This is a genomic window from Streptomyces sp. (assembly GCF_031178505.1).
Classification (GTDB): domain Bacteria; phylum Actinomycetota; class Actinomycetes; order Streptomycetales; family Streptomycetaceae; genus Streptomyces; species Streptomyces gulbargensis.
Map to the genome: position 1 here is coordinate 49,191 of NZ_JAPSIW010000001.1, position 18,446 is coordinate 67,636.

Here is an 18,446-nt window from a genome sequence, read left to right on the forward strand (position 1 = left end):
GATGCCGCTCCTCGCCACCTTGATCGATAATTTCAATGACGATGTGATCGGTCCGGAGTGGGGCAACGCCTACGGTGGCGTGTCCGAGGTCGGGGGCCGGGCACGGGTGCCGTGCACGGCCGGGACCTATGCGGGCTATCAGACCGCCAAGGCGTACACGCTCGCCGGAAGCTCCTGCTACCTGCAGATCCCCACCGTGGCTGCGGCGGGCGGGGCGACGGTCGAGGCGCAGACGGTCTTCTCCGTCACGCCGGATCCGCTGGCGGGCACCAACCTCGCCTTCAACATCAACACGGTGGCGGGCACGATCCGCTGCGAGTCGAACGTCGACTACACCGACGCCTCCGCCGTGTCCCTGACGTTCGATGCGACCGCCCACAAGTGGCTCCGCTACTGGGAGACCGGCGGCAACGTCCTGTGGGAGACGTCACCGGACGGCACCACCTGGACGACCAGGCGCACCCTCGCCACCCCCGCCTGGGTCACCTCGGCCGTGAACACGCTGGCCCTCGACTTGTTCTGCTACCGCAACAACGGCGCCGCGAACTACTCCGAGTTCGACAACGTCAACACCCTGTCGAACGGGGCCGTGTTCACCGGCACTGCGGCGGGCAGCGCACAGACCGCGGCCACCGCCACTGGCACCCGCACCGCCGCTGCGACCGGGGCTGGCTCGGGCACCGTCGACGCTGCGGCGGTCGGCATCACCGTGCATGCCGCCACCGGGTCCGGGTCCGCGCAGAGCCACGCCACCGTCGTCTCCGCGACCAACGAGATTCCGGAGGTGGCAGCCTTGGCCGCCGGCGACCACGACCTGTACATCGAGCAGGGCGCCACCTTCGTGCAGACCTATACGGTGGTCGATGATCCCGATTTCACGTGGGCGGGCTGGTCGGCGCGAGCGCAGATCCGCACGTCGGCGACCGATGTGGCGCCGCTGCTGCTTGACCTCACCCCGTACCTGAGTATCGACGGGCCGTCGATCCGGCTGGCGATCCCCGCCTCGCAGACGACTCTGCTGAACCGTGACGGGCGCTGGGATCTTGAAGTGGTCATGGGTGCCACCGTGGTCCGGCTTCTTCAGGGCGCGGTGAAGGTCAGTCCGGAGGTGACCAGGTGAAGATCCGTGTCACCGGGGAGCAGCCCACCGATCACGTCGACGTCACCGGCGGTGTGCCGTCGACTGTCATTGACGTCACTGCGGGGCTGGTGTCGTCCGTGAATGGCCGCACTGGCAGCATCACCGGCTTGGCTGAGGCCGATGAGGTTGAGGGCATCGCGCATGCTGCGGTCGTGGAGCATGTGGCCGCGGATGACCCGCACGGGGACCGGGCCGCGGCCGTTGCCGCTATTGCGGGACATGCGGTAGCCCCTGATCCGCACGGGGACCGCGCCTATGCGGCCAGTCTGGTGACCGTCGACTGGATCAACATCACCAAGGGCCCGTACAGCGCGGACAAGACGGCATCGATCGACGCCACAGCCGCCATCCAGGCGGCCGTAAACGCTCTCGGTTCCCGGGGCGGCACCATCTACCTGCCGCCGGGCGACTTCCTGCTGAACGGGTCGAGCCCGATCGACTTGGCTGCGCCGATCACTCTGCGGGGTGCCGGGCATGGGGCGACGTCGCTGCGAATCGGCCCGTCTTTCACCGGCACGTCGGCGATCACGGTCAGCTCCGACGACTGCATGATCCAAGGCATTCAGATCCGCGGCGCGTCGTCGACGACCACGTCCAACCCGGCCTGCCACGGCGTGACGGCCACAGGTGTGCAGGAGCTCCGGGTCTTCAACACGACGTTCCAGTGGATCAATGGGTACGCGCTCCGTCTGCACGGCACTGCGGCGACCACGCTGCACGGCACCCAGATCGACATGATCAAGATTCAGTCGTGTGCCGGCGGCATCCACTTCAAGTCCGATCCGGCGGCCATGGCCGCCAACGTGCAGCTGTCCAACGTGTTCACGCGCTTCCTGGGCGTCAACACCGGAGCGCACGCGAACCTGGACGGGATCCGCATCGAGGACTCGTGGGACGTCCTGGCGCAGAACATCCTGCCGTGGATGCAGGCCACCCTCGGCGGCACGGGTGCCGCATTTCGGGTGGTCGGGAACTGTGCGGCGATCTTCGTGCAGAACTTGGATGCGCTCGGCCCGCAGACCGGTGTCGCCAACGTCGTCATCGAGTCCGGGCCGAACGGTGATCCGCAGAACGTACAGATCCAGGGCGGCGTCATCCAGCAGGGCATCGTCGGCATCCTGATCGCCGGGGCCGCCAACCAGGTGCGCGTCCGCACCATGCGGATCTTGAACAACCAGACCCACAACGTCAGCGTCACATCCAGCGGCTACGGCATCTACTTCGACGAATGCCTGCTCTCCCTCGGCGGCCAAGGGGCGACCGGCACCAACTACGACGTGGACTGGACAGGCAGCGCCGACGGGTTCGTCACGGACTGCCGGTTCGGGTCCGCCATCGTCACCACCGGCACCGCAGGCGTCCAAGGCATCGTCAACATCGGCAGTGCCGCCGTGCGTGTCCTCAACGCCAACTTCGCGGGCACGGGATCCATGTCCACGAACTGGTTCCCGGGCAGCCCTCCGCAGCTTCTTACCCGCGTCGACGGCAGCACCTACGAGGCGCGCGGCAGCATGGACATGCAGTTCGCGGCCGGGCAGCGGCTCTCCCTGCGGCCGAACGCAGCCAGCAACAACACGCTGGCGATCAACGTGCTCGGCACCGACGTCAACGACCGGTACCGGCTTCTCGGTGACGGCACCAGCCAGTACGGCATCGGCACCTCCGCCCGTGACACCACGTGGGGCCGGCAAGGCGCCGCACAGATCGGCACCCCGGACTCCGACATCGTCATCGGTCAGGCTGGCAAGGGGCTGCGGGTCAAAGAGGGCACGAACGCGAAGCTCGGCACGGCGACGCTGAACGGCACGACTGACGTCACCGTCAGCACGACGGCTGTCGCCTCCACCAGCCGGATTCTCCTCACCATCCAGGCCCTCGGCGGCACAGCGGGCTCGCCGTATGTGCGGACCCGTACCGCGGGCACCTCGTTCACGATCAGGTCCACCAACGCGTCCGACACCAGCACCGTCGCCTGGATGATCGTCGACCCCGCATAAGGAGCCCGCGCCATGGACGATCTCCTCGTCATCATCCCGACCCGGGGCAGACCGCAGGCTGTGCCTGAGATCGTTCAGGCGTGGGACGACACCGGAGCCACCGCCGATCTGCTGTTCGCCGTCGACACGGATGATCTGGAGCTGGCCGCGTACAAGAAGCACGCCGCCGTGCTCAAGGCCGACAGCAGGGTGCGGTTCACGTTCGGCAAGCGGCGGCGTCTCGTCGGCACCCTCAATCAGCAGGCCGTGAAGGCTGCGGGCACGTACCGGTTTCTGGCGTTCATGGGTGACGATCACCGGCCGCGTCCGGCTGCGATGCCGTGGGATGCCCGCATCCGGGAGTGCTTGAGCGCAGGGCCCGGCATCGTCTACGGCAACGACCTCTTGCAGGGCGAGGCCATGGCGACCGCAGTGGCGATGACCTCGGACATCGTCGAGACGCTCGGCTACATGGCGCCGCCCGCCATGGTCCATCTCTGCGTGGATCTGTGCTGGCTGGACTGGGGTCGCGGCATGGGGCGCATCACATACCTCGACGACATGGTCATCGAGCACCTCCATCCTGCCAACGGCAAGGCCGCCATGGACGAGGGCTACGCGGAGGTCAACAGCGAGCAGCAGGTGTCCGCCGACTCGGCCGCCTACTACGACTACCGCGATGGCGGCGGCCTCGAAGCCGACCTCGCCAAGCTGCGGAAGCTCATCGAGGAGGCAGCGTGAGCGAGTTTGCTCGCGGCCTCAAGCTGCACACACCCGACGGCGACGTGTTCGACGTTGCGGAGTTCCCGTCCGGACGAACCTGGGCGGTCGACCATCCAGAGCGCGGCCTCACCACGGTGGCTGCCTCGCTGGACGCCCTCCTCGAAGGCTTTCCGCCCGGTACGCGCATCGAGAGGCCGGGGGAGACCGAGTGACTGCCGACGACGTCATCCAGGCCTGGGATCAGGCCGACCCGGCTGCGATCCACCCGACGCGTCACGTATCCGAGGCTGCGTACTGGGAGTCCGGGCAGGTGCAGGCTGACCTGCTCGCCACCGTGATTCCCGCTGGGGCGAAGGTCATGGACTTCGGCTGCGGTGACGGGCGCGTCGCGTTCCCTATGGCCGGGCGCGACTACGACGTGACCGCCGTCGACGCCTCCCAGCGCATGCTCGCCCGGTTCGCCGGTGCCGCCGACCTGACCACGGTGCAGGCCGACGCCGACGGGCTCGCCTCCCACCTCGGCCGACGGCGCATGGACGCCGTCTACAGCCTCGCCGTCCTCGTCCACCACAGCTGGGCGGACTGCCTCCACATCATCGGGAAGCTGCGGGCCGCGACCAAGCTCGGCGGGATCCTCGTCCTCGACTGGCCCGTCTCCGAGACGCCGTCCGAGGCCGACTCGTGGATCGGCGTCACCACCTGGTCCGAGCAGCAGCAGACAGAAGCGTGCGCGCGGATCGGGCTTGAGCCCGTCGACAGCGGGCTGCCCTGGGGTGTCTACCGGGCCGTGAAGGTGGGCGGCTGATGCGCGTCCTCCTCACCGGGGCGGCCGGGTTCGTCGGCCGCCACCTGCACCGTGCGCTCCTCGACCAAGGCGACCTCGTCCTCGGCATCGACCTCAACGCCACCCCCCTCGCCCGCAGCGGCGACGCCCTCGACTTCTTCCGCACCGACGACCGGCGATGGGACCTCGCGATCCACGCGGCGGCGGTTGTCGGCGGCCGGGCCAGTATCGACGGCAGCCCGCTCGGCGTCGCCACCAACCTCGCCCTCGATGCCTGGTACTTCCGCTGGCTCGTCCGCACCGGCACTCCGCGCGCCGTCTTCTTCAGCTCGTCGGCCGCCTACCCGGTCGCGCTCCAGCAGCCTGGCCCGATCCATCGGCTCGTGGAGACGGACATCGACCTCAACGATCCGTGTGTTCCCGACGCCACCTACGGTTGGGCGAAACTGACAGGCGAGCGCCTTGCCCAGTACGCGGAAGCCGAGGGCTGCCGCGTGCACATCCTCCGGCCCATGTCGGGCTACGGCGAGGACCAGGCGGAATGCTACCCGTTCCCCGCGTTCATCCGCCGGGCGAAGGAGCGGCAGGATCCGTTCGAGATCTGGGGCGACGGCAGCTCGACCCGCGACTGGGTCCACATCGACGACCTCGTGGGCGCCACCCTCGCGGCCGTCGCCCAAGACGCCACCGGGCCGATCAACGTCGGCTGGGGACGCGCGACCAGCTTCGACGAACTCGCCGGACTCGTCACCACCGCAGCCGGCTACCAGCCCGAGCTGAAGCACCTGCCCGCCGCACCGCAAGGCGTCCACCACCGCGTCTGCGACCCGAAACGCATGCTCGACGTGTACCAGCCGCGCGTATCCCTGGAGGAGGGCATCCAGCGCGCACTCGCCGCCTGACCACCCCACACCGGAAGGCCCGCGCCCATGGCTTCCCCTGACCTGCCCTTGTGGGCATGGAATCTGATCATCGCGATGCAGGCCCATGAATACCAGCACGCCTCTAGCGACCCGTGCCTGAAGGGCGTCCTCAACGCCGTCCCCGCCGAGGCTCGCTCGCAGGCTGAGGCGATCGCCGCCTACGTGCAGCAGGCGCGCGGCCACGAGGTCGCCGACAAGGCCGCCAAGGCGTGGAGCCACCTCATGACCGAGTTCTTCCCCAAGTCGGACGGCGAGCCGGAGGCGACGTCATGAGCGAGCAGATGGAACGGCTGAAGCAGCAGCCGACCAGCCTCACCTACGCCTGGTCCGACGGGCACACGTTCAGCGTCGTCGACCAGACCGGCGGCATTCCCAACAGCGCCCGTGAACGGGCCCTGCTGCGGGGTCTACTCGGCTACACGCTGGCACAACTCGACCGGTACGAGATCACCGGCGGGATGCTCGCCGTCCCCCACGACTGACCCCACGGAGCCCGCGCCATGGCCCAGTACCTGATCAAATACCTCGACGGCGAGAGTGAGACGATCACCGCCGCCAACGTCCGCAGCATCGTGCGCCAGGACACCGAGGCGGTGGACGCCTGATGGCCCGCCTGCAGATCCTCGAACTCCCCGAAGGCGGCAGCGACGACCGGCCGCCGTTCATCCTCGTCATCGACCAGGTAGACGACGACCTTGCCCAAGACATCGCGTCCTGGCCCGAGAACATCGCCAAACGGACCGGCGCACGACAAGTGCTCTGCTTCTCCTGCACCATCGACATCCCCGCCAACGACACCACCGCCTACCTGCCCGAAGTGGAGGCGCAGGCGGAACCGCGCCGCGACGACGAGCGTGCTATCCAGGCCGAAGAGAAGCTCAAGGCGTTCATGAAGAAGCGGTACGTCATTGAGCAGGAGCACAAGGCCCTCCTGACGGACGCCCTCGGCATGGACCGGCTCCGCGACTGGGACGACATCCGCAACGCCGCCGCCGGACTCCGCCAGGAGCGCGACGCGCAGGCGGCAGCCATCGAACGCGTCCGCAACAAGCCCACCAAGCCCGAGGTCATGAACGCGCAGCAGGAGCATCCGACCGTCTGGATGCACGGCTACCACTGCGGAGTCCTCGCCGCGAGGGGCGCTCTCGCTCCGCGCAACGAGCCCACGGCCAAGTCCACCGATGCCTGACGTGACGGTCAAGCTGTCCGACGGCGTCCGCGAGATCACCGTCGAACTCCACGGCAGCGACGACAACCCCCTCGCACACGCCGAAGCCACAGCGATCCGGCTCTACCACGTAGCCGCCAGCAGCCCGCCCGACCGGCGGGCAGGCTTCGCAGGCTGGTCCGTCAACAGCGACACCGAACGCAGCCCCGAGGAGTAGGAGGCGGGCATGAGCGGAGGCTGGGCCGGGTCTAACAGGCGGCAACGTCTTCCGTCGAACTGGCGCGCCATCCGCGCTAAGGTCCTCGCCCGCGACCCGACCTGCAAGATCTGCGGAGTACGGCCGTCCAGCCACTGCGACCACATCAAAGCCAAGACCGACGATCACGCGGAGGACAGGTTGCAGGGCGTCTGTGCCGAGTGCCACATGCAGAAGTCGTCACGCGAGGGCAACGACGCGCAACGCGCCAACCCACGGCCCGGACGGGCACGGCCCGCCGAGAAGCACCCTGGCATCCTGTGAGGCGGTGACCATGCCCGCCTACCTCGTAGTCCACGCCGAGCGGCGCGGCGACGACACCGTCATCGAAGACCCCCACCTCACCGTCGAGTTCGTCAACGGCTGGGTGCTGTTCAAAGACCGCGACCTCATCAAGCCCACCGCGTCGTTCTCGCCATCCCCGCCATGCAAGTCGCCCGCGTCGAACGGGTAGACGAACCACAAGACACCGCAGAGCCCGCGCCGCAGAAGGAGTGAACACTGTGGCGAGCAAAGGGCGAGGCGGACGCAGCCGGCGAGGGAACGCGGCCCAGCTCAAGACCTACTGGGCAACGGGAGCAGGGTCGACCAAGATCCGCTGGAACACTCGCGGTGATCATTCGCGCTGCTCGAAGCAACTGGCGAAGTACCTCGGACCGCGAGCCAAGGCCTACTGCGCAAGGCTCCACTTTGAGCGCACGGGCGTCTGGCCAGGCGACCGCCGCAACATCGGCCGACGCAGGCGGTGACCACCCTGCACGTCACCCCGATCGGTGACCTGGTCGGCCACGACACCAGCACGGCCGAGCCCGACTGCGTGTGCGGACCCGAGACCAGACCAGTCGCCCAGGGTGATGGGTCAATGGCATGGCTGCTGGTGCACCACTCCCTCGACGGCAGGGAACAGGCAGGCCGGTAGGGCAGGGCGTGCCGGCCTGCCCCTATGCGGGCCGCCCCTACGGGGGCAGGCGGGCAGGGCAGTGGGCATGGGCGAGGCATGCATGGCGATGCGATGGTGATCACGTGAGAGTGATCAATCCTTCATCGTTGTGATCAACGATCAATGATCGAAGTCGATCGAGATCAACACTGAAGATCGATTAATCACAATGGTGCGGCTGTCGTGATCGCCTAGGGCAGGCGGGAAGCCCGCAAGTGATCCTCGGGCCAGCGGAGTCGATCTTTAACCTGACGCCTGCGCAATCAAGCTCCGACCTGGGGGGATGCCCCTGACCAGGGGTTTCTTTCCCTCGGGGCCGTTTACACGCTAAGGCTGGCCCTGGGTCTGGGGAATTTGGATCTTGAGTTCGGGCGGGAGGTGAACCTCTGTGGCTGGCCGTGGACCCGCACCGAAGGACCCGAAGCGTCGGGCTGGGCACAGCAAGGATCCGCACGACCAGACGATCCTGCGCTTCGAGCACGCCGAGCCGCCGGAGTTGCCGACCTTGTCGGTGCTGAAGGACGGCGACCTCGTCGAGTACGCGTGGCCGGCTCGGACGCTGGACTGGTGGGAGATGTGGAAGGCGTCCCCGCAGGCGGAGCACTTCAGCAGCACCGACTGGGATTTCCTCCTGGACACAGCCGTGGTGCACGCCCGGCTGTGGTCGGGGGAGATGTCGGCAGCCGGCGAGCTTCGACTGAGGGTGGCCAAGTTCGGCGCGACCCCGGAGGATCGCGCTCGGTTGCGGATGCAGTTCGCGCAGGCCGACGAGGCAGACAGTAAGCGCCCTGAAGGCGGCCGTTCGGCGAGGGAGAGACGGGGCGTGCTGCGCGCACTGCCGCCGCCCGAGGAGTCGTCGGGGAGCTGACATGCCGTGGAAGCCGCCGGAGCCCGGAGCCGTGCCGACGTTGGGGTTCGAGGTCATCGACTGGATCTCGGAGATGCTGGCGGCCCCGGACCGCGGCGACTATGAACCGTTTCTGCTGTACCCGGAGCAGGAGGATTTCGTCCTCCGCTACTACGAGATCGACCCTCGCACTGGGAAGCGTCGCTTCCGCCGGGGGGTGATCTCCCGGCCTCGCGGCTGGGGTTGAGGCAAGTCTCCCTTCCTGGCCGCCTTGGCGATCGTTGAGGCCCTCGGCCCGGTAGTCCCGGACGGGTGGGATGCTGAAGGGCAGCCGGTGGGCAAGCCGTGGTCTGAGGTCCGGACGCCGCTTGTGCAGATCGCTGCGGTGTCGGAAACGCAGACGAAGAACACGTGGACACCACTGCTGGAGATGCTTCAGGGGCCGGCCATCGACGCTTATCCGGGCTTGGAGCCGCTCGACACGTTCGTGAATCTGCCGCGGGGGAGGATCGAGCCGATCACGTCGTCGGCGCGGACGGTGAAGGGCAACAAGCCGGTGTTCGCGGTGCTGGACCAGACCGAGGAGTGGGTGCGTTCGAACCGCGGAAACCGGCTCGCGGAGACGATGAGGATCAACGCCGCGAAGGTCGGCGGCACCACCATCGAGTCCCCGAACGCTTTCATCCCCGGTGAGGGGTCGGTCGCTGAGGAGTCTGCGGCGTTCTGGGCGAAGATCCGTGAGGGCCGGGCCCGCGATGATGGCCTGTACTACGACCACCGTGAGGCGCCCCCTGAGACCGACATGGCTGACCGGGACTCGCTGATCGCCGGTCTGTCGTACACCTATGGCGACTCGGCGGACCGCAATGGCGGGCACGTCGACTTGGACACTTTGGTCGCCACGATCTGGGATCCGAGCACGGATCCGCAGACGGCGCGCGCGGACTTCCTCAACCAGATCACCCACGCCTCCGACTCCTGGATTTCCCAGCCTGAGTGGGCCGGTGTCGCCGCAGCGGACAAGGTGGTCGGCCGCGGCGAGGAGATTGTCCTTGGTTTTGACGGTTCCCGCCGCCGGAACCGAGGGGTCACCGATGCGACTGCCCTGGTGGGCTGCCGCGTCTCTGACGGGCACTTGTTTCTGCTCGGCTGCTGGGAGCAGCCGGATGGGCCGTTCGGCCAGGACTGGCAGGTGCCCACGGTCGAGGTGCTGGCCACGGTCGAGGACGCCTTCCGCGAGTACAAGGTCGTCGGCATGTACGCGGACCCGGCCAGATGGGAGTCCCATGTGGCGAAGTGGGAGGCGGACCACGGCCGTCGGCTCAAGTTGAAGGCGTCGACGCAGCATCCGATCGAGTGGTGGATGACGGGCGGGCGGTCGCATCAGATTGTGCGCGCGTTGGAGAAGTTCCGGTCGAGCGTTGTCGACGGTGAGCTGTCGCATGACGGTTCGAGCGTGTTGACGAGGCACATCCTGAACGCTCGCCGGCGTGAGTCGCGCAGCGGCATCCAGATCATGAAGGAGCATCCCGACAGCCCGAGGAAGATCGATGCCGCGGTGGCGGCGGTGCTCGCCTGGCAGGCCCGAGTGGATGCGATGGCCAAGGGCCTTGGCCGTAAGAAGACGGGCAAGTCGGGACGGGTGGTGGTGCTGCGGTGACCGTCTCCATCCCCGAACTGCCGCTACTGCATCTGTCGGACGACGAGCTGGCGCTGATCCAGATGCTGCGGGCGGACATGCTGCGTGACCGGTACGCCCTGCTGTTGCGGGACGCGTATTTCAACGGCGAGCAGCTGGTGCGTGATCTCGGAATCAGTATTCCGCCGCAGCTTAAGGGTCTGCATACGGTGATCGGCTGGCCGCGGGTCGGTGTTGAGTCGCTGGAGGAGCGCCTGGATTTGGAGGCGTTCCGGTGGGCGGATGGTTCGGATTCCGCGGATCTGGCGGAGATCGCTGAGGCGAATGATCTGTTCGACGAGTCGTCGCTGGCTCACCTGGATGCCCTGGTGTACGGCCGCGAGTATCTGGCGGTCGGCTCTGGCGATCTCAATGGGGACAGTCCGCCGTTGATTTCGGCGGAGTCGCCGCTGGACATGACGCTGATGTGGGATGCCCGCCTGCGGATGGGCACTGCAGCGCTCCGGGAGTGCGCGGCGGACAGCTTCATTGAGTCGGGTCCCGAGGAGCGGATGATTGTCCTCTATCTGCCGGATCAGACCGTGATGGCGCTGCCGTCGGAGTCGGGCGGCTGGGAGGTCGTCGACCGGGACATGCACGGCCTGGGTGTGGTGCCGGTGGTGCGGATGGCGAACCGGCAGCGCACGGCGGACCGGGTCGGCAAGAGCGAGATCACCCCGGAAGTCATGTCCATCACGGATGCGGCGTGCCGACGGCTTATGGGTATGGAAGTGGCCGCCGAGTTCTTCGGCGCTCCGCAGCGCTACATCCTCGGCGCCTCAGAGTCGGCGTTCCAGGACGCGGACGGTACGGCCAAGAGCGCCTGGGAGACGTACATCGGCCGCGTGCTGGCGCTTGAGCGCGATGAGGACGGCAACGTACCGGACGTCGGTCAGTTCGCGGCTCATGACCCGACCGGCATGACGAAGATCATCGACTTGTATGCGCGGATCATGTCCAGCCAGTTCGGGCTGCCGCCGCACATGCTCGGCTATACCACCGACAACCCGGCGAGCGCGGACGCGATCCGTTCGACCGAGGCGAAGCTGGTCAAGCGCTCCGAGCGGCGGATTCGCCGTTTCGGCCGGGCCTGGCAGGACGCCATGCGCCTCGCCCTGTGGGTGCGCGACGGGGAGCCACCGGAGAAGACCCGCAGGATCGAGACGGTGTGGCGGAACCCTGCGACGCCGACGGTGGCCGCGCAGGCGGACGCCACGGTGAAACTCGTGCAGGCCGGCATTCTGCCTGCGGACTCTGACGTCACGCTGGAGATGGCCGGGCTGTCGGAGGGGCAGCGGCAGCAGGTCCGTGCGGACCGCCGTCGTGCCGGTGCCGCTTCGACGGGCGGGCGGCTCCTGGAGCGGCTCGCCGGTCTCGGTGATCGTCCTGCCGAGACTCTGCCGGATGTGGTGGAGGCCGGAGATGGCGACGACGGTTTCTGACGGCGGTCGTGGACCGGAGCGGTATCGGGCGGCTCAGCGTGGGCTGTCGCGGCTTCTGGTTCGGGATGTGCGGGGTCTGCGGCGGCTGATTCTTCCGTCGCGGTTGCGGACGTCGGTTCCGGACTGGATCGCTGCGGTGCAGGCGGTTGTCGACCAGTACGCGCAGACGTCGGCTGCGCTGGGTGCCGAGTTTTACGAGGCCCAGCGTGACGCGGCTGGCGTGACCGGTCCCTTTACGGTGCCGGTCGCCGACCCCCCGCCCGAGAAGAAATCGGAGGCGGGTCTGCGGTGGGCGACGAAGGACGTGTGGCAGCGAGAACCTGACGCCGCCACCCCGGCCCAGTTGGAGCCTCTCGATGTCCGGCTGGAGCAGGCGGAGAAGAAGGCCGAGCTCGTCGCGCAGAAGCTCGTTACCGATACGGGCCGGAGCACGGTGCTGAGAGCTGTCCGGCAGGACCGTCAGGCGACCGCGTGGGCGCGCTCCGCGGCTCTCGGGGCCTGCGCCTTCTGCAAGATGCTCGCCAGCAGGGGGGCGGTGTTCGCTCAGGACACGGTCGACTTCCAAGCGCACGATGGCTGCCACTGCGGCGTCATCCCCGTTTTTGCGGGGCAGCGCTTTGAACCTTCCCCGCAGGCAGCGGAGTGGGCGCGGCTGTACCAGGAGTACGCCGCCGGCCATTCCGGTAGCCAGTTGGCCCGCTTCAGGCGGGCACTGGCCGAGCACGACTCGAACCCGCTCCCGGGTTCTTTCTGATCGACGGTCGCCCTGGTGGCGGCCTTTCTCATTTCCACGCTTCGGCCGCCCCGGTGGCGGACCGCATCGCCCCCGGAGGGCCAGTCATGTCTGAAGAGATCGAAACCCCCGAGCCGTCACAGCCGGAAGGCGGGCCCGCCGAGGCACCGCAGCCCGAGCCGGAGCGCGGCAACGAGCCGGAGTCGCAGCCGGAGAAGCTGAAGGGGAACCCCCTCGACTCCCTCCTGGCCACGCTCGACGACGACGTCAAGCTGGCTCTCCTCAACGAGGGTGGCAAGAAGGCGCTGCTCGCGGAGCGGGAGAAGGCCAAGCAGGCGCGCGATGCCCGCGATGCGGCTCTCGCCAAGGTGCAGGAGTTCGAGCGGGCCAAGCTCAGCGACCAGGAGCGTATCGCCGCCGATCTGAGCGACGCCCAGAAGCAGGCGGCGGCCTTCCGCCAGCGAGCTGTCCGCTCCGAGGTGCGCGCCCTGGCGGCGGCTTCGTTCGCTGACCCAGACGACGCGGCGGGCGCTCTCGATCTCGACGACTTCATTAACGACACGGGAGACATCGACGAGCAGGCCATCAGGTCCGCTCTCGACGAGCTTCTGGAGCGCAAGCCGCACTGGGCGAAGGCCCAGCCCCCGGAGGGCCCGCGGCGTCCCGCACCGGACCGCACTCAGGCGTCCGGTGCCAACAAGAAGCAGGCCCCCAACCCTCGCGACGAGTTCGCGGGGTGGCTGAGTTCGAAGCTCACGTAGCTTCGGGAGAAGAGACATCATGGCGGTTACCGCCCCCTTGACGCTGTCCAACGTGGATGGCGCGCTCCTGCCCCGCACGATCACCGCGCCGATCTTCGAGAAGTCCGTCGAAGCGTCGGCGGTCATGCAGCTGGCCCGTCCAGCGCCGCTGGCCCTGGACGCCACCACTTCGGTGCCGATCCCGATGGACGTTCCGGTAGCCGACTGGGTCGGCCAGGCGGCCAAGAAGCCCCTGTCGACCGGCGGCGTGGACGTCAAGCAGATGCAGGCGAAGAAGGTCGCCGTGCTGATCCCGGTCGCCATGGAGGTCGCGAAGACCAACGCGGGCGGCCTGTACGACCAGCTGCAGAAGGATCTGCCGACCGCGTTCGCCCGGGCCTTCGACCACGCCACGATCCACGGCAAGACGATGAAGGGCGCCACGGGCCCGTTCACCGAGTACCTCGCCGCCACCAGCAACTCGGTGGCGCTGGGCACGGCCACCCAGGCGCAGGGCGGCATCTGGGCGGACTTCGTCAACGGTATGGCCGAGGTCGTCGACTCTGACTGGGACTACACCGGCACCGTGGCGGACCACAGGCTGAAGCCGTCGCTGCTGCTGGCGACGGACACCACGGGCCGCCCGATCCTCGTGGACACGCAGACGCCGGGAACGAACATGGCGGCGGCCGGCACGCTGATCGGTGAGCCGCTCGCCTACTCCCGCAGCGTGTCGGGCAAGCAGCGACGGCAGTCCACGTCCGTGGATACCGGTCTGCGGGCGATCGGCGGAGACTGGTCGCAGGCGGCCTACGGCGTGGGCATGGACATCACCGTGCGGATCTCCGACCAGGCCACCTACGTGGACGAGGAGGGCGGCGTGCACTCGGCCTTCCAGGAGAACCTGGTGCTGATCCTTGCGGAGGCGTACTACGGCTTCGTGCTGGGTGACGTCGACGCGTTCGTGAAGTACACCGGCACGCCGAGCGGTTCCTGATGGGGGCGGTCCCGGCTTCCGCGCCGGGCGGGACCGCCAAGCCCCTGAAGGTCGTGGCTCGTGTTCACGCGATGCCGCCGGAGCACAATGCGGGCGCCGAGCACATGCTCGTGTCGATGCTTCGGCCGCTGGTGGAGCGTGGCCACGACGTGCAGGTGTGGCTGTCCCGCTACGGCAAGGCCCACCAGGAGTACGAATACCGCGGCATCAAGGTCGTCCCTCTGGAGTCCCGCCTGGACTTTCCGTCGGCGGTCCGTCACGCGGATGTGTTGCTGGCGCATCTGGAGACGGTGCCGTCGACGGCGTCACTGGCCCGCGGCTACGGCAAACCGCTGATCGTGGTTTGCCACAACACACACAGACCGACCTTCCGGGATGCGGCGGCCGGTGGCACCGCTCTGGCCGTCTACAACAGCCGATGGATGGAGCGGGAGGCGGAGGTCTTCTTTGCCGAGTACCCGAAGGCCATCCGTCCCGCCAAGTCGCTGATCGTGCGTCCGCCGGTGTTCGCCGGCGAGTATTCGACGAAGCCCGGCAAGGCCATCACGCTGATCAACTGCAACCCGGAAAAGGGCGGCAAGGTTCTCAAGGCCCTCGCCGAACGAATGCCGGACCAGCAGTTCCTGGCCGTGAAGGGCGCCTACGGGGAGCAGATCCTTCCCGACCTGCCGAACGTCGAGGTCGTTGAGCATGTTCGCGGCGAGGACATGCGGGAGCAGGTGTACGCCCGCACTCGCGTGTTGCTGATGCCGTCGTCCTACGAGTCGTGGGGCCGCGCCGGCGTCGAAGCGATGGCAAGTGGCATTCCCGTGCTGGCCCACCCGACGCCGGGGTTGTGCGAGTCGCTGGGCGAGGCCGGGATCTTCGTGGACCGGCAGGACGTCGACGGCTACGAGGCGGTCCTGCGGAAGCTGCAGGCGCCTGCCGAGTACCGGTTGGCGTCGAAGCGGGCGAAGGCCCGGTCTGTCGAGTTGGATCCGTCCGCTGATCTGGCGGCCTGGTGCAGCGCCGTGGAGTCCCTGGCCCGATAGGAGGCGTCGTGGCGTTCACCCCTCCGACCGTCGAGCAGCTTGGCCTCTACCTGGGGCTGGATGAGATCGACGGGAACCGGGCCGACCTGCTGATCGCGTCGGCGATCTCGCTGTGTCAGACGGTCGTGAAGCCGCTACCGGAGGGCGCAGACGCAGTCGTCCTGTCGGTGGCGGGCCGCGCGTATGTGAATCCGCAGCAGGTGTCCTACGAGACGATCGGCCCCATGAGCGTGCAGCGCCCCCAGGGCTCGGGCGGCCTGTACTTGACCAAGAGCGACAAGAGCGCCCTCAAATCCCTGGCAGGCCGCGGCGGTGCGTTCACCGTGGATCCGACGCCGGCGACCGCTGATCCGTCGCCTACCTGGCCTATCGACGATGCAGGGTTTGCGGACGAGTTCGAACCGGGCTGGGGGTACAGCTGATGCCAGCCCCGTACCCGTTCGGGGAGACGGTGCGGATCGTGCGCACCGGGCAGTCGCCGGGCCGGGACCCGCGCGGTCAGCCGCTGCCCGGCCCCGACGAGTCGTTCGACGTCACAGGCTGTGTGGTGACACCGCGCGCGGAGACGCCGCAGGTGGGCGGGGCACAGCAGCAGGACCGGGACACGGTCATTGTCGGCTGGACCGTGTACGCGCCTGCCGGGCATCCGAGGATGCCGCTGCGCACCACGGATAGGGCCAGGGTGCGGGGCGTCGTCTGTGAGATCACGGGCGAGCCCGGCGACTGGGGTCGCAGCCCGTTCACCGGAACCCGCGGCGTCATCCAGTTCGCTGCCGACCGTGTCACCGGCTGACTCTGGGAGGTCGCATGCCTGCTCGTTTCAAAATGTCCCGCAAGGGCGTCGGACAGATGCTGCGGATGCCGGGCATGCAGGCGGAGATGCTGCGGCGCGCCGAGGTCATCAAGGGCGTAGCGGTGGCGCTCTCCCCGGTCGATGAGAGCGATCCGTCGGCCGGGCACTACAAGGCGTCCTGGTCGACGGACAGCACCTCCCGTGGAGGCCGGAACCGTGACCGGGCAGCCGCCTACGTCCGTAACACGGCCTACTACGCGCGCTGGGTGGAGTACGGCAACGGAACCCCGACAGGGCGCGCCCATCACGTGCTGCTGCGGGCCGCCCAGGTCGGGGGCCGCGGATGACGGCGCCGGTCGACCTGGAACTGGAGCTGATCGGCCGGGCCGCCGCACACTGGCCGGACGCTGTGGTCCGCGACGAGCTCGACAACCGGCTCCTCGAAGAACTGCCCACCATCCAGATCGAAATGCTGGGCGGCGACGATGACGGATTCCGGCTCGACCGGGTCCTCGTCGACATCAACATCTATGCGGCCACCCGTGGTGACGCGCTCGCTCTCGCGGGCGAGGTGCACCTGTGGATGCTGCACGAGGTGCGCTCCTCCACCACCCCGACAGCGGTGATCGGCCGCACCGGCACGATCACCCGCCCCGCGATCCGCCCCTACACAAACACGGCGCTGCGCCGCGTCGGGGCGACCTATCAGATCTTCTGCCACCCGGTCTCCTGACCGGTTTCTGGGCCCGCGCCGGACCCGTCCCCGCCCGTGCGCGGGCTCTTCCATGTCTGGAGACATCTCATGGTCAACATCACCCGCGCCGCCGATCTGGCGCTCGTCGGGGCGAACGGCGGGGGATGGGTGAGCCCGGTGGGCACGCCTCGCCCCGCATCGCCGCTGGAGCAGCCCGCCGCCCCGTGGGAGCCGCTCGGCGCCATCTCGGACGACGGCCTGACCTACGGATTCGACGAGGACTCCCAGGAGTTCACCCCGTGGGGTTTGACGAGTCCGTTTAGGACCCAAATCACCAAGTCGGTCCGCACGTTCGGGCTCACGGTGTGGGAGACGTCCCGTGTCGCCGTGCAGTCGCTGCAGTACCGGCTGGACGCGACAGATCTGGAGCCGAACGGTGAGGGCTTCACCGAGTACGCGGAGACCGCCTCGCCCGTCCCGGACCGCCGCGCGTTCTGGTTCATCGTCGTCGACGGCGACGCCTACAAGGGCTTCTACGTGCCCCAGGGTGAAATCAACGACCGCTCCGACGTGACGTTCAAGCAGGACGAAATGTCCGGCTACGAGTGGACGATCACCACCTACCCGGACGACCAGGGCAACACCGTCTACCACTGCGACAAGCTGCCCGCCACGCCCGCCTACACGGGCTCCTGAACGGGTGGGCGGGCCGACAGACCGTCGGCGCGGGCCCGGCCCGCTCACCTCCTAACCGTGCCCGCGCCGCTGACGAAAGGCTCGCGCCATGCCGACCACGAAGAAGGAACTCGACGCCGCAGCAGCCCAGGAAGCCGAAGCGGAGGCAGGGGACGGCTACGTCACCGTGCCGCTCGCCGGCTTCGACGGCGTCACCAAGGACGTCCGCACCCTGCCCGCCACCCGCTGGCGGGCCTCCGCCATCCGCGCTCTCAACCAGGGCGACATGGACGGATTCTTCGAGCGTGTCCTGCACGAGGACGACTACGAGCTGTACGAGGAGCTCGACCCGACCGCCGAGGGCATCGGCCACTTCGCGGAAGCAGCCTCGCGTGCGGGCGGCGATGACCTGGGAAAGTCCAGTGGATCGTCTCGGTCTGGCAGGAGCACGCGGAGGCGGTAAGAGCCGACCTCATCGACCGCGGCTACGACATCACAGAGGTGCTGTCCGGTCGCCGCACCTGGTCGTGGCTACGGGTGCTGATCCAGCATTTGCCGCCTGAGTCGAACACCATGACTGCCCTGCGGAACGCGCTGACGGCCGAGGAACTGGCCGAGCAGGCGAACAGGGGTGAGCCGGAGCGGGGCCGCTGGTCCCAGTCTGAGCAGCTCATCGCGCTGCTCGCCGACCGGCTCGGGGCGCTGCACCACGCCTACGTCTCAACGCATTCACAGCGCAAGCAGAAGGCACCGGAGCCGATCCGCCGTCCGGGGGCGAAGACGGCCCGGTCGAAACAGGCGCCGACTCAGGAGCAGAACGAAACGCTGTTCCGCCTGATCAATGGGGGCGCCGTGTAGCGCCATGGGGGGGGGGAGGCTCCCGTGGCTGCGATCACTGTCGGTTC

27 protein-coding genes are annotated in these 18,446 nt (G+C 68.2%); all 27 read left to right on the forward strand.

What is annotated here, in order from left to right:
- Position 1 precedes the first annotated feature (1 nt).
- The 27 genes from RIF68_RS00455 to RIF68_RS00585 all read left to right on the forward strand — a co-directional run bounded on the left by RIF68_RS00455 (position 2) and on the right by RIF68_RS00585 (position 18,399).
- Positions 2–1,120, forward strand: a complete 1,119-nt coding sequence (locus RIF68_RS00455; protein WP_309049104.1) for a hypothetical protein — start codon at positions 2–4, stop codon at positions 1,118–1,120.
- The gene (locus RIF68_RS00460) at positions 1,117–3,138 is read left to right on the forward strand and encodes a glycosyl hydrolase family 28-related protein (protein ID WP_309049105.1); all 2,022 of its coding nucleotides are present in this window, start codon (positions 1,117–1,119) and stop codon (positions 3,136–3,138) included. Before RIF68_RS00455 ends, RIF68_RS00460 begins: the two co-directional genes overlap by 4 nt.
- A 12-nt stretch (positions 3,139–3,150) precedes the next feature.
- Positions 3,151–3,858 (forward strand): hypothetical protein, encoded by a 708-nt coding sequence (locus RIF68_RS00465; protein ID WP_309049106.1) that lies wholly within the window; start codon positions 3,151–3,153, stop codon positions 3,856–3,858.
- Entirely contained in the window at positions 3,855–4,052 is a 198-nt protein-coding gene (locus tag RIF68_RS00470) for a hypothetical protein (RefSeq protein WP_309049107.1), read from the forward strand. The genes RIF68_RS00465 and RIF68_RS00470 overlap by 4 nt, the downstream gene beginning before the upstream one ends.
- The gene (locus RIF68_RS00475) at positions 4,049–4,645 is read left to right on the forward strand and encodes a class I SAM-dependent methyltransferase (RefSeq protein ID WP_309049108.1); all 597 of its coding nucleotides are present in this window, start codon (positions 4,049–4,051) and stop codon (positions 4,643–4,645) included. Before RIF68_RS00470 ends, RIF68_RS00475 begins: the two co-directional genes overlap by 4 nt.
- Positions 4,645–5,526, forward strand: a complete 882-nt coding sequence (locus RIF68_RS00480) for an NAD-dependent epimerase/dehydratase family protein (protein WP_309049109.1) — start codon at positions 4,645–4,647, stop codon at positions 5,524–5,526. Before RIF68_RS00475 ends, RIF68_RS00480 begins: the two co-directional genes overlap by 1 nt.
- A 27-nt stretch (positions 5,527–5,553) precedes the next feature.
- Entirely contained in the window at positions 5,554–5,820 is a 267-nt protein-coding gene (locus RIF68_RS00485; RefSeq protein WP_309049110.1) for a hypothetical protein, read from the forward strand.
- Positions 5,817–6,029, forward strand: coding sequence for a hypothetical protein (locus tag RIF68_RS00490; RefSeq protein WP_309049111.1), 213 nt, complete (start codon positions 5,817–5,819; stop codon positions 6,027–6,029). Before RIF68_RS00485 ends, RIF68_RS00490 begins: the two co-directional genes overlap by 4 nt.
- A 122-nt stretch (positions 6,030–6,151) precedes the next feature.
- Positions 6,152–6,736, forward strand: a complete 585-nt coding sequence (locus RIF68_RS00495) for a hypothetical protein (protein WP_309049112.1) — start codon at positions 6,152–6,154, stop codon at positions 6,734–6,736.
- Positions 6,729–6,932 carry a hypothetical protein gene (locus RIF68_RS00500; RefSeq protein ID WP_309049113.1) on the forward strand — a complete coding sequence of 68 codons (204 nt, stop codon included), beginning with the start codon at positions 6,729–6,731 and terminating at the stop codon, positions 6,930–6,932. The genes RIF68_RS00495 and RIF68_RS00500 overlap by 8 nt, the downstream gene beginning before the upstream one ends.
- A gap of 313 nt (positions 6,933–7,245) precedes the next feature.
- The gene (locus RIF68_RS00505) at positions 7,246–7,425 is read left to right on the forward strand and encodes a hypothetical protein (RefSeq protein ID WP_309049114.1); all 180 of its coding nucleotides are present in this window, start codon (positions 7,246–7,248) and stop codon (positions 7,423–7,425) included.
- 291 nt (positions 7,426–7,716) lie between these two features.
- Positions 7,717–7,890, forward strand: coding sequence for a hypothetical protein (locus tag RIF68_RS00510; protein WP_309049115.1), 174 nt, complete (start codon positions 7,717–7,719; stop codon positions 7,888–7,890).
- A 409-nt stretch (positions 7,891–8,299) separates the two neighbouring features.
- Positions 8,300–8,779: a hypothetical protein gene (locus tag RIF68_RS00515; protein ID WP_309049116.1), complete on the forward strand. Its 480-nt coding sequence runs from the start codon at positions 8,300–8,302 to the stop codon at positions 8,777–8,779.
- A gap of 1 nt (position 8,780) precedes the next feature.
- Complete coding sequence (locus tag RIF68_RS00520; RefSeq protein WP_309049117.1) at positions 8,781–9,005, forward strand: hypothetical protein; 225 nt, start codon at positions 8,781–8,783, stop codon at positions 9,003–9,005.
- A 24-nt stretch (positions 9,006–9,029) separates the two neighbouring features.
- Entirely contained in the window at positions 9,030–10,418 is a 1,389-nt protein-coding gene (locus RIF68_RS00525; protein WP_309049118.1) for a terminase, read from the forward strand.
- Entirely contained in the window at positions 10,415–11,878 is a 1,464-nt protein-coding gene (locus tag RIF68_RS00530; protein WP_309049119.1) for a phage portal protein, read from the forward strand. Before RIF68_RS00525 ends, RIF68_RS00530 begins: the two co-directional genes overlap by 4 nt.
- Positions 11,859–12,632 carry a hypothetical protein gene (locus tag RIF68_RS00535; RefSeq protein WP_309049120.1) on the forward strand — a complete coding sequence of 258 codons (774 nt, stop codon included), beginning with the start codon at positions 11,859–11,861 and terminating at the stop codon, positions 12,630–12,632. The genes RIF68_RS00530 and RIF68_RS00535 overlap by 20 nt, the downstream gene beginning before the upstream one ends.
- A gap of 86 nt (positions 12,633–12,718) precedes the next feature.
- On the forward strand, positions 12,719–13,372 hold the full coding sequence (locus tag RIF68_RS00540; protein WP_309049121.1) for a hypothetical protein: 654 nt from the start codon (positions 12,719–12,721) through the stop codon (positions 13,370–13,372).
- 19 nt (positions 13,373–13,391) lie between these two features.
- On the forward strand, positions 13,392–14,348 hold the full coding sequence (locus RIF68_RS00545) for a phage major capsid protein (protein ID WP_309049122.1): 957 nt from the start codon (positions 13,392–13,394) through the stop codon (positions 14,346–14,348).
- Between the two features lie 53 nt (positions 14,349–14,401).
- A complete protein-coding gene (locus RIF68_RS00550; RefSeq protein WP_309049123.1) occupies positions 14,402–15,379 on the forward strand; it encodes a glycosyltransferase family 4 protein in 978 nt (325 codons plus the stop codon).
- A gap of 8 nt (positions 15,380–15,387) precedes the next feature.
- A complete protein-coding gene (locus RIF68_RS00555) occupies positions 15,388–15,801 on the forward strand; it encodes a hypothetical protein (RefSeq protein ID WP_309049124.1) in 414 nt (137 codons plus the stop codon).
- Complete coding sequence (locus RIF68_RS00560) at positions 15,801–16,172, forward strand: hypothetical protein (RefSeq protein WP_309049125.1); 372 nt, start codon at positions 15,801–15,803, stop codon at positions 16,170–16,172. The genes RIF68_RS00555 and RIF68_RS00560 overlap by 1 nt, the downstream gene beginning before the upstream one ends.
- A gap of 14 nt (positions 16,173–16,186) precedes the next feature.
- Entirely contained in the window at positions 16,187–16,519 is a 333-nt protein-coding gene (locus tag RIF68_RS00565) for an HK97 gp10 family phage protein (RefSeq protein WP_309049126.1), read from the forward strand.
- Positions 16,516–16,905 carry a hypothetical protein gene (locus tag RIF68_RS00570; RefSeq protein ID WP_309049127.1) on the forward strand — a complete coding sequence of 130 codons (390 nt, stop codon included), beginning with the start codon at positions 16,516–16,518 and terminating at the stop codon, positions 16,903–16,905. The genes RIF68_RS00565 and RIF68_RS00570 overlap by 4 nt, the downstream gene beginning before the upstream one ends.
- A 69-nt stretch (positions 16,906–16,974) precedes the next feature.
- A complete protein-coding gene (locus RIF68_RS00575) occupies positions 16,975–17,562 on the forward strand; it encodes a phage tail protein (RefSeq protein ID WP_309049128.1) in 588 nt (195 codons plus the stop codon).
- An 88-nt stretch (positions 17,563–17,650) separates the two neighbouring features.
- Positions 17,651–18,004, forward strand: coding sequence for a hypothetical protein (locus RIF68_RS00580; RefSeq protein WP_309049129.1), 354 nt, complete (start codon positions 17,651–17,653; stop codon positions 18,002–18,004).
- Between the two features lie 38 nt (positions 18,005–18,042).
- Entirely contained in the window at positions 18,043–18,399 is a 357-nt protein-coding gene (locus RIF68_RS00585; RefSeq protein WP_309049130.1) for a hypothetical protein, read from the forward strand.
- The last annotated feature ends 47 nt before the right edge of the window (positions 18,400–18,446 follow it).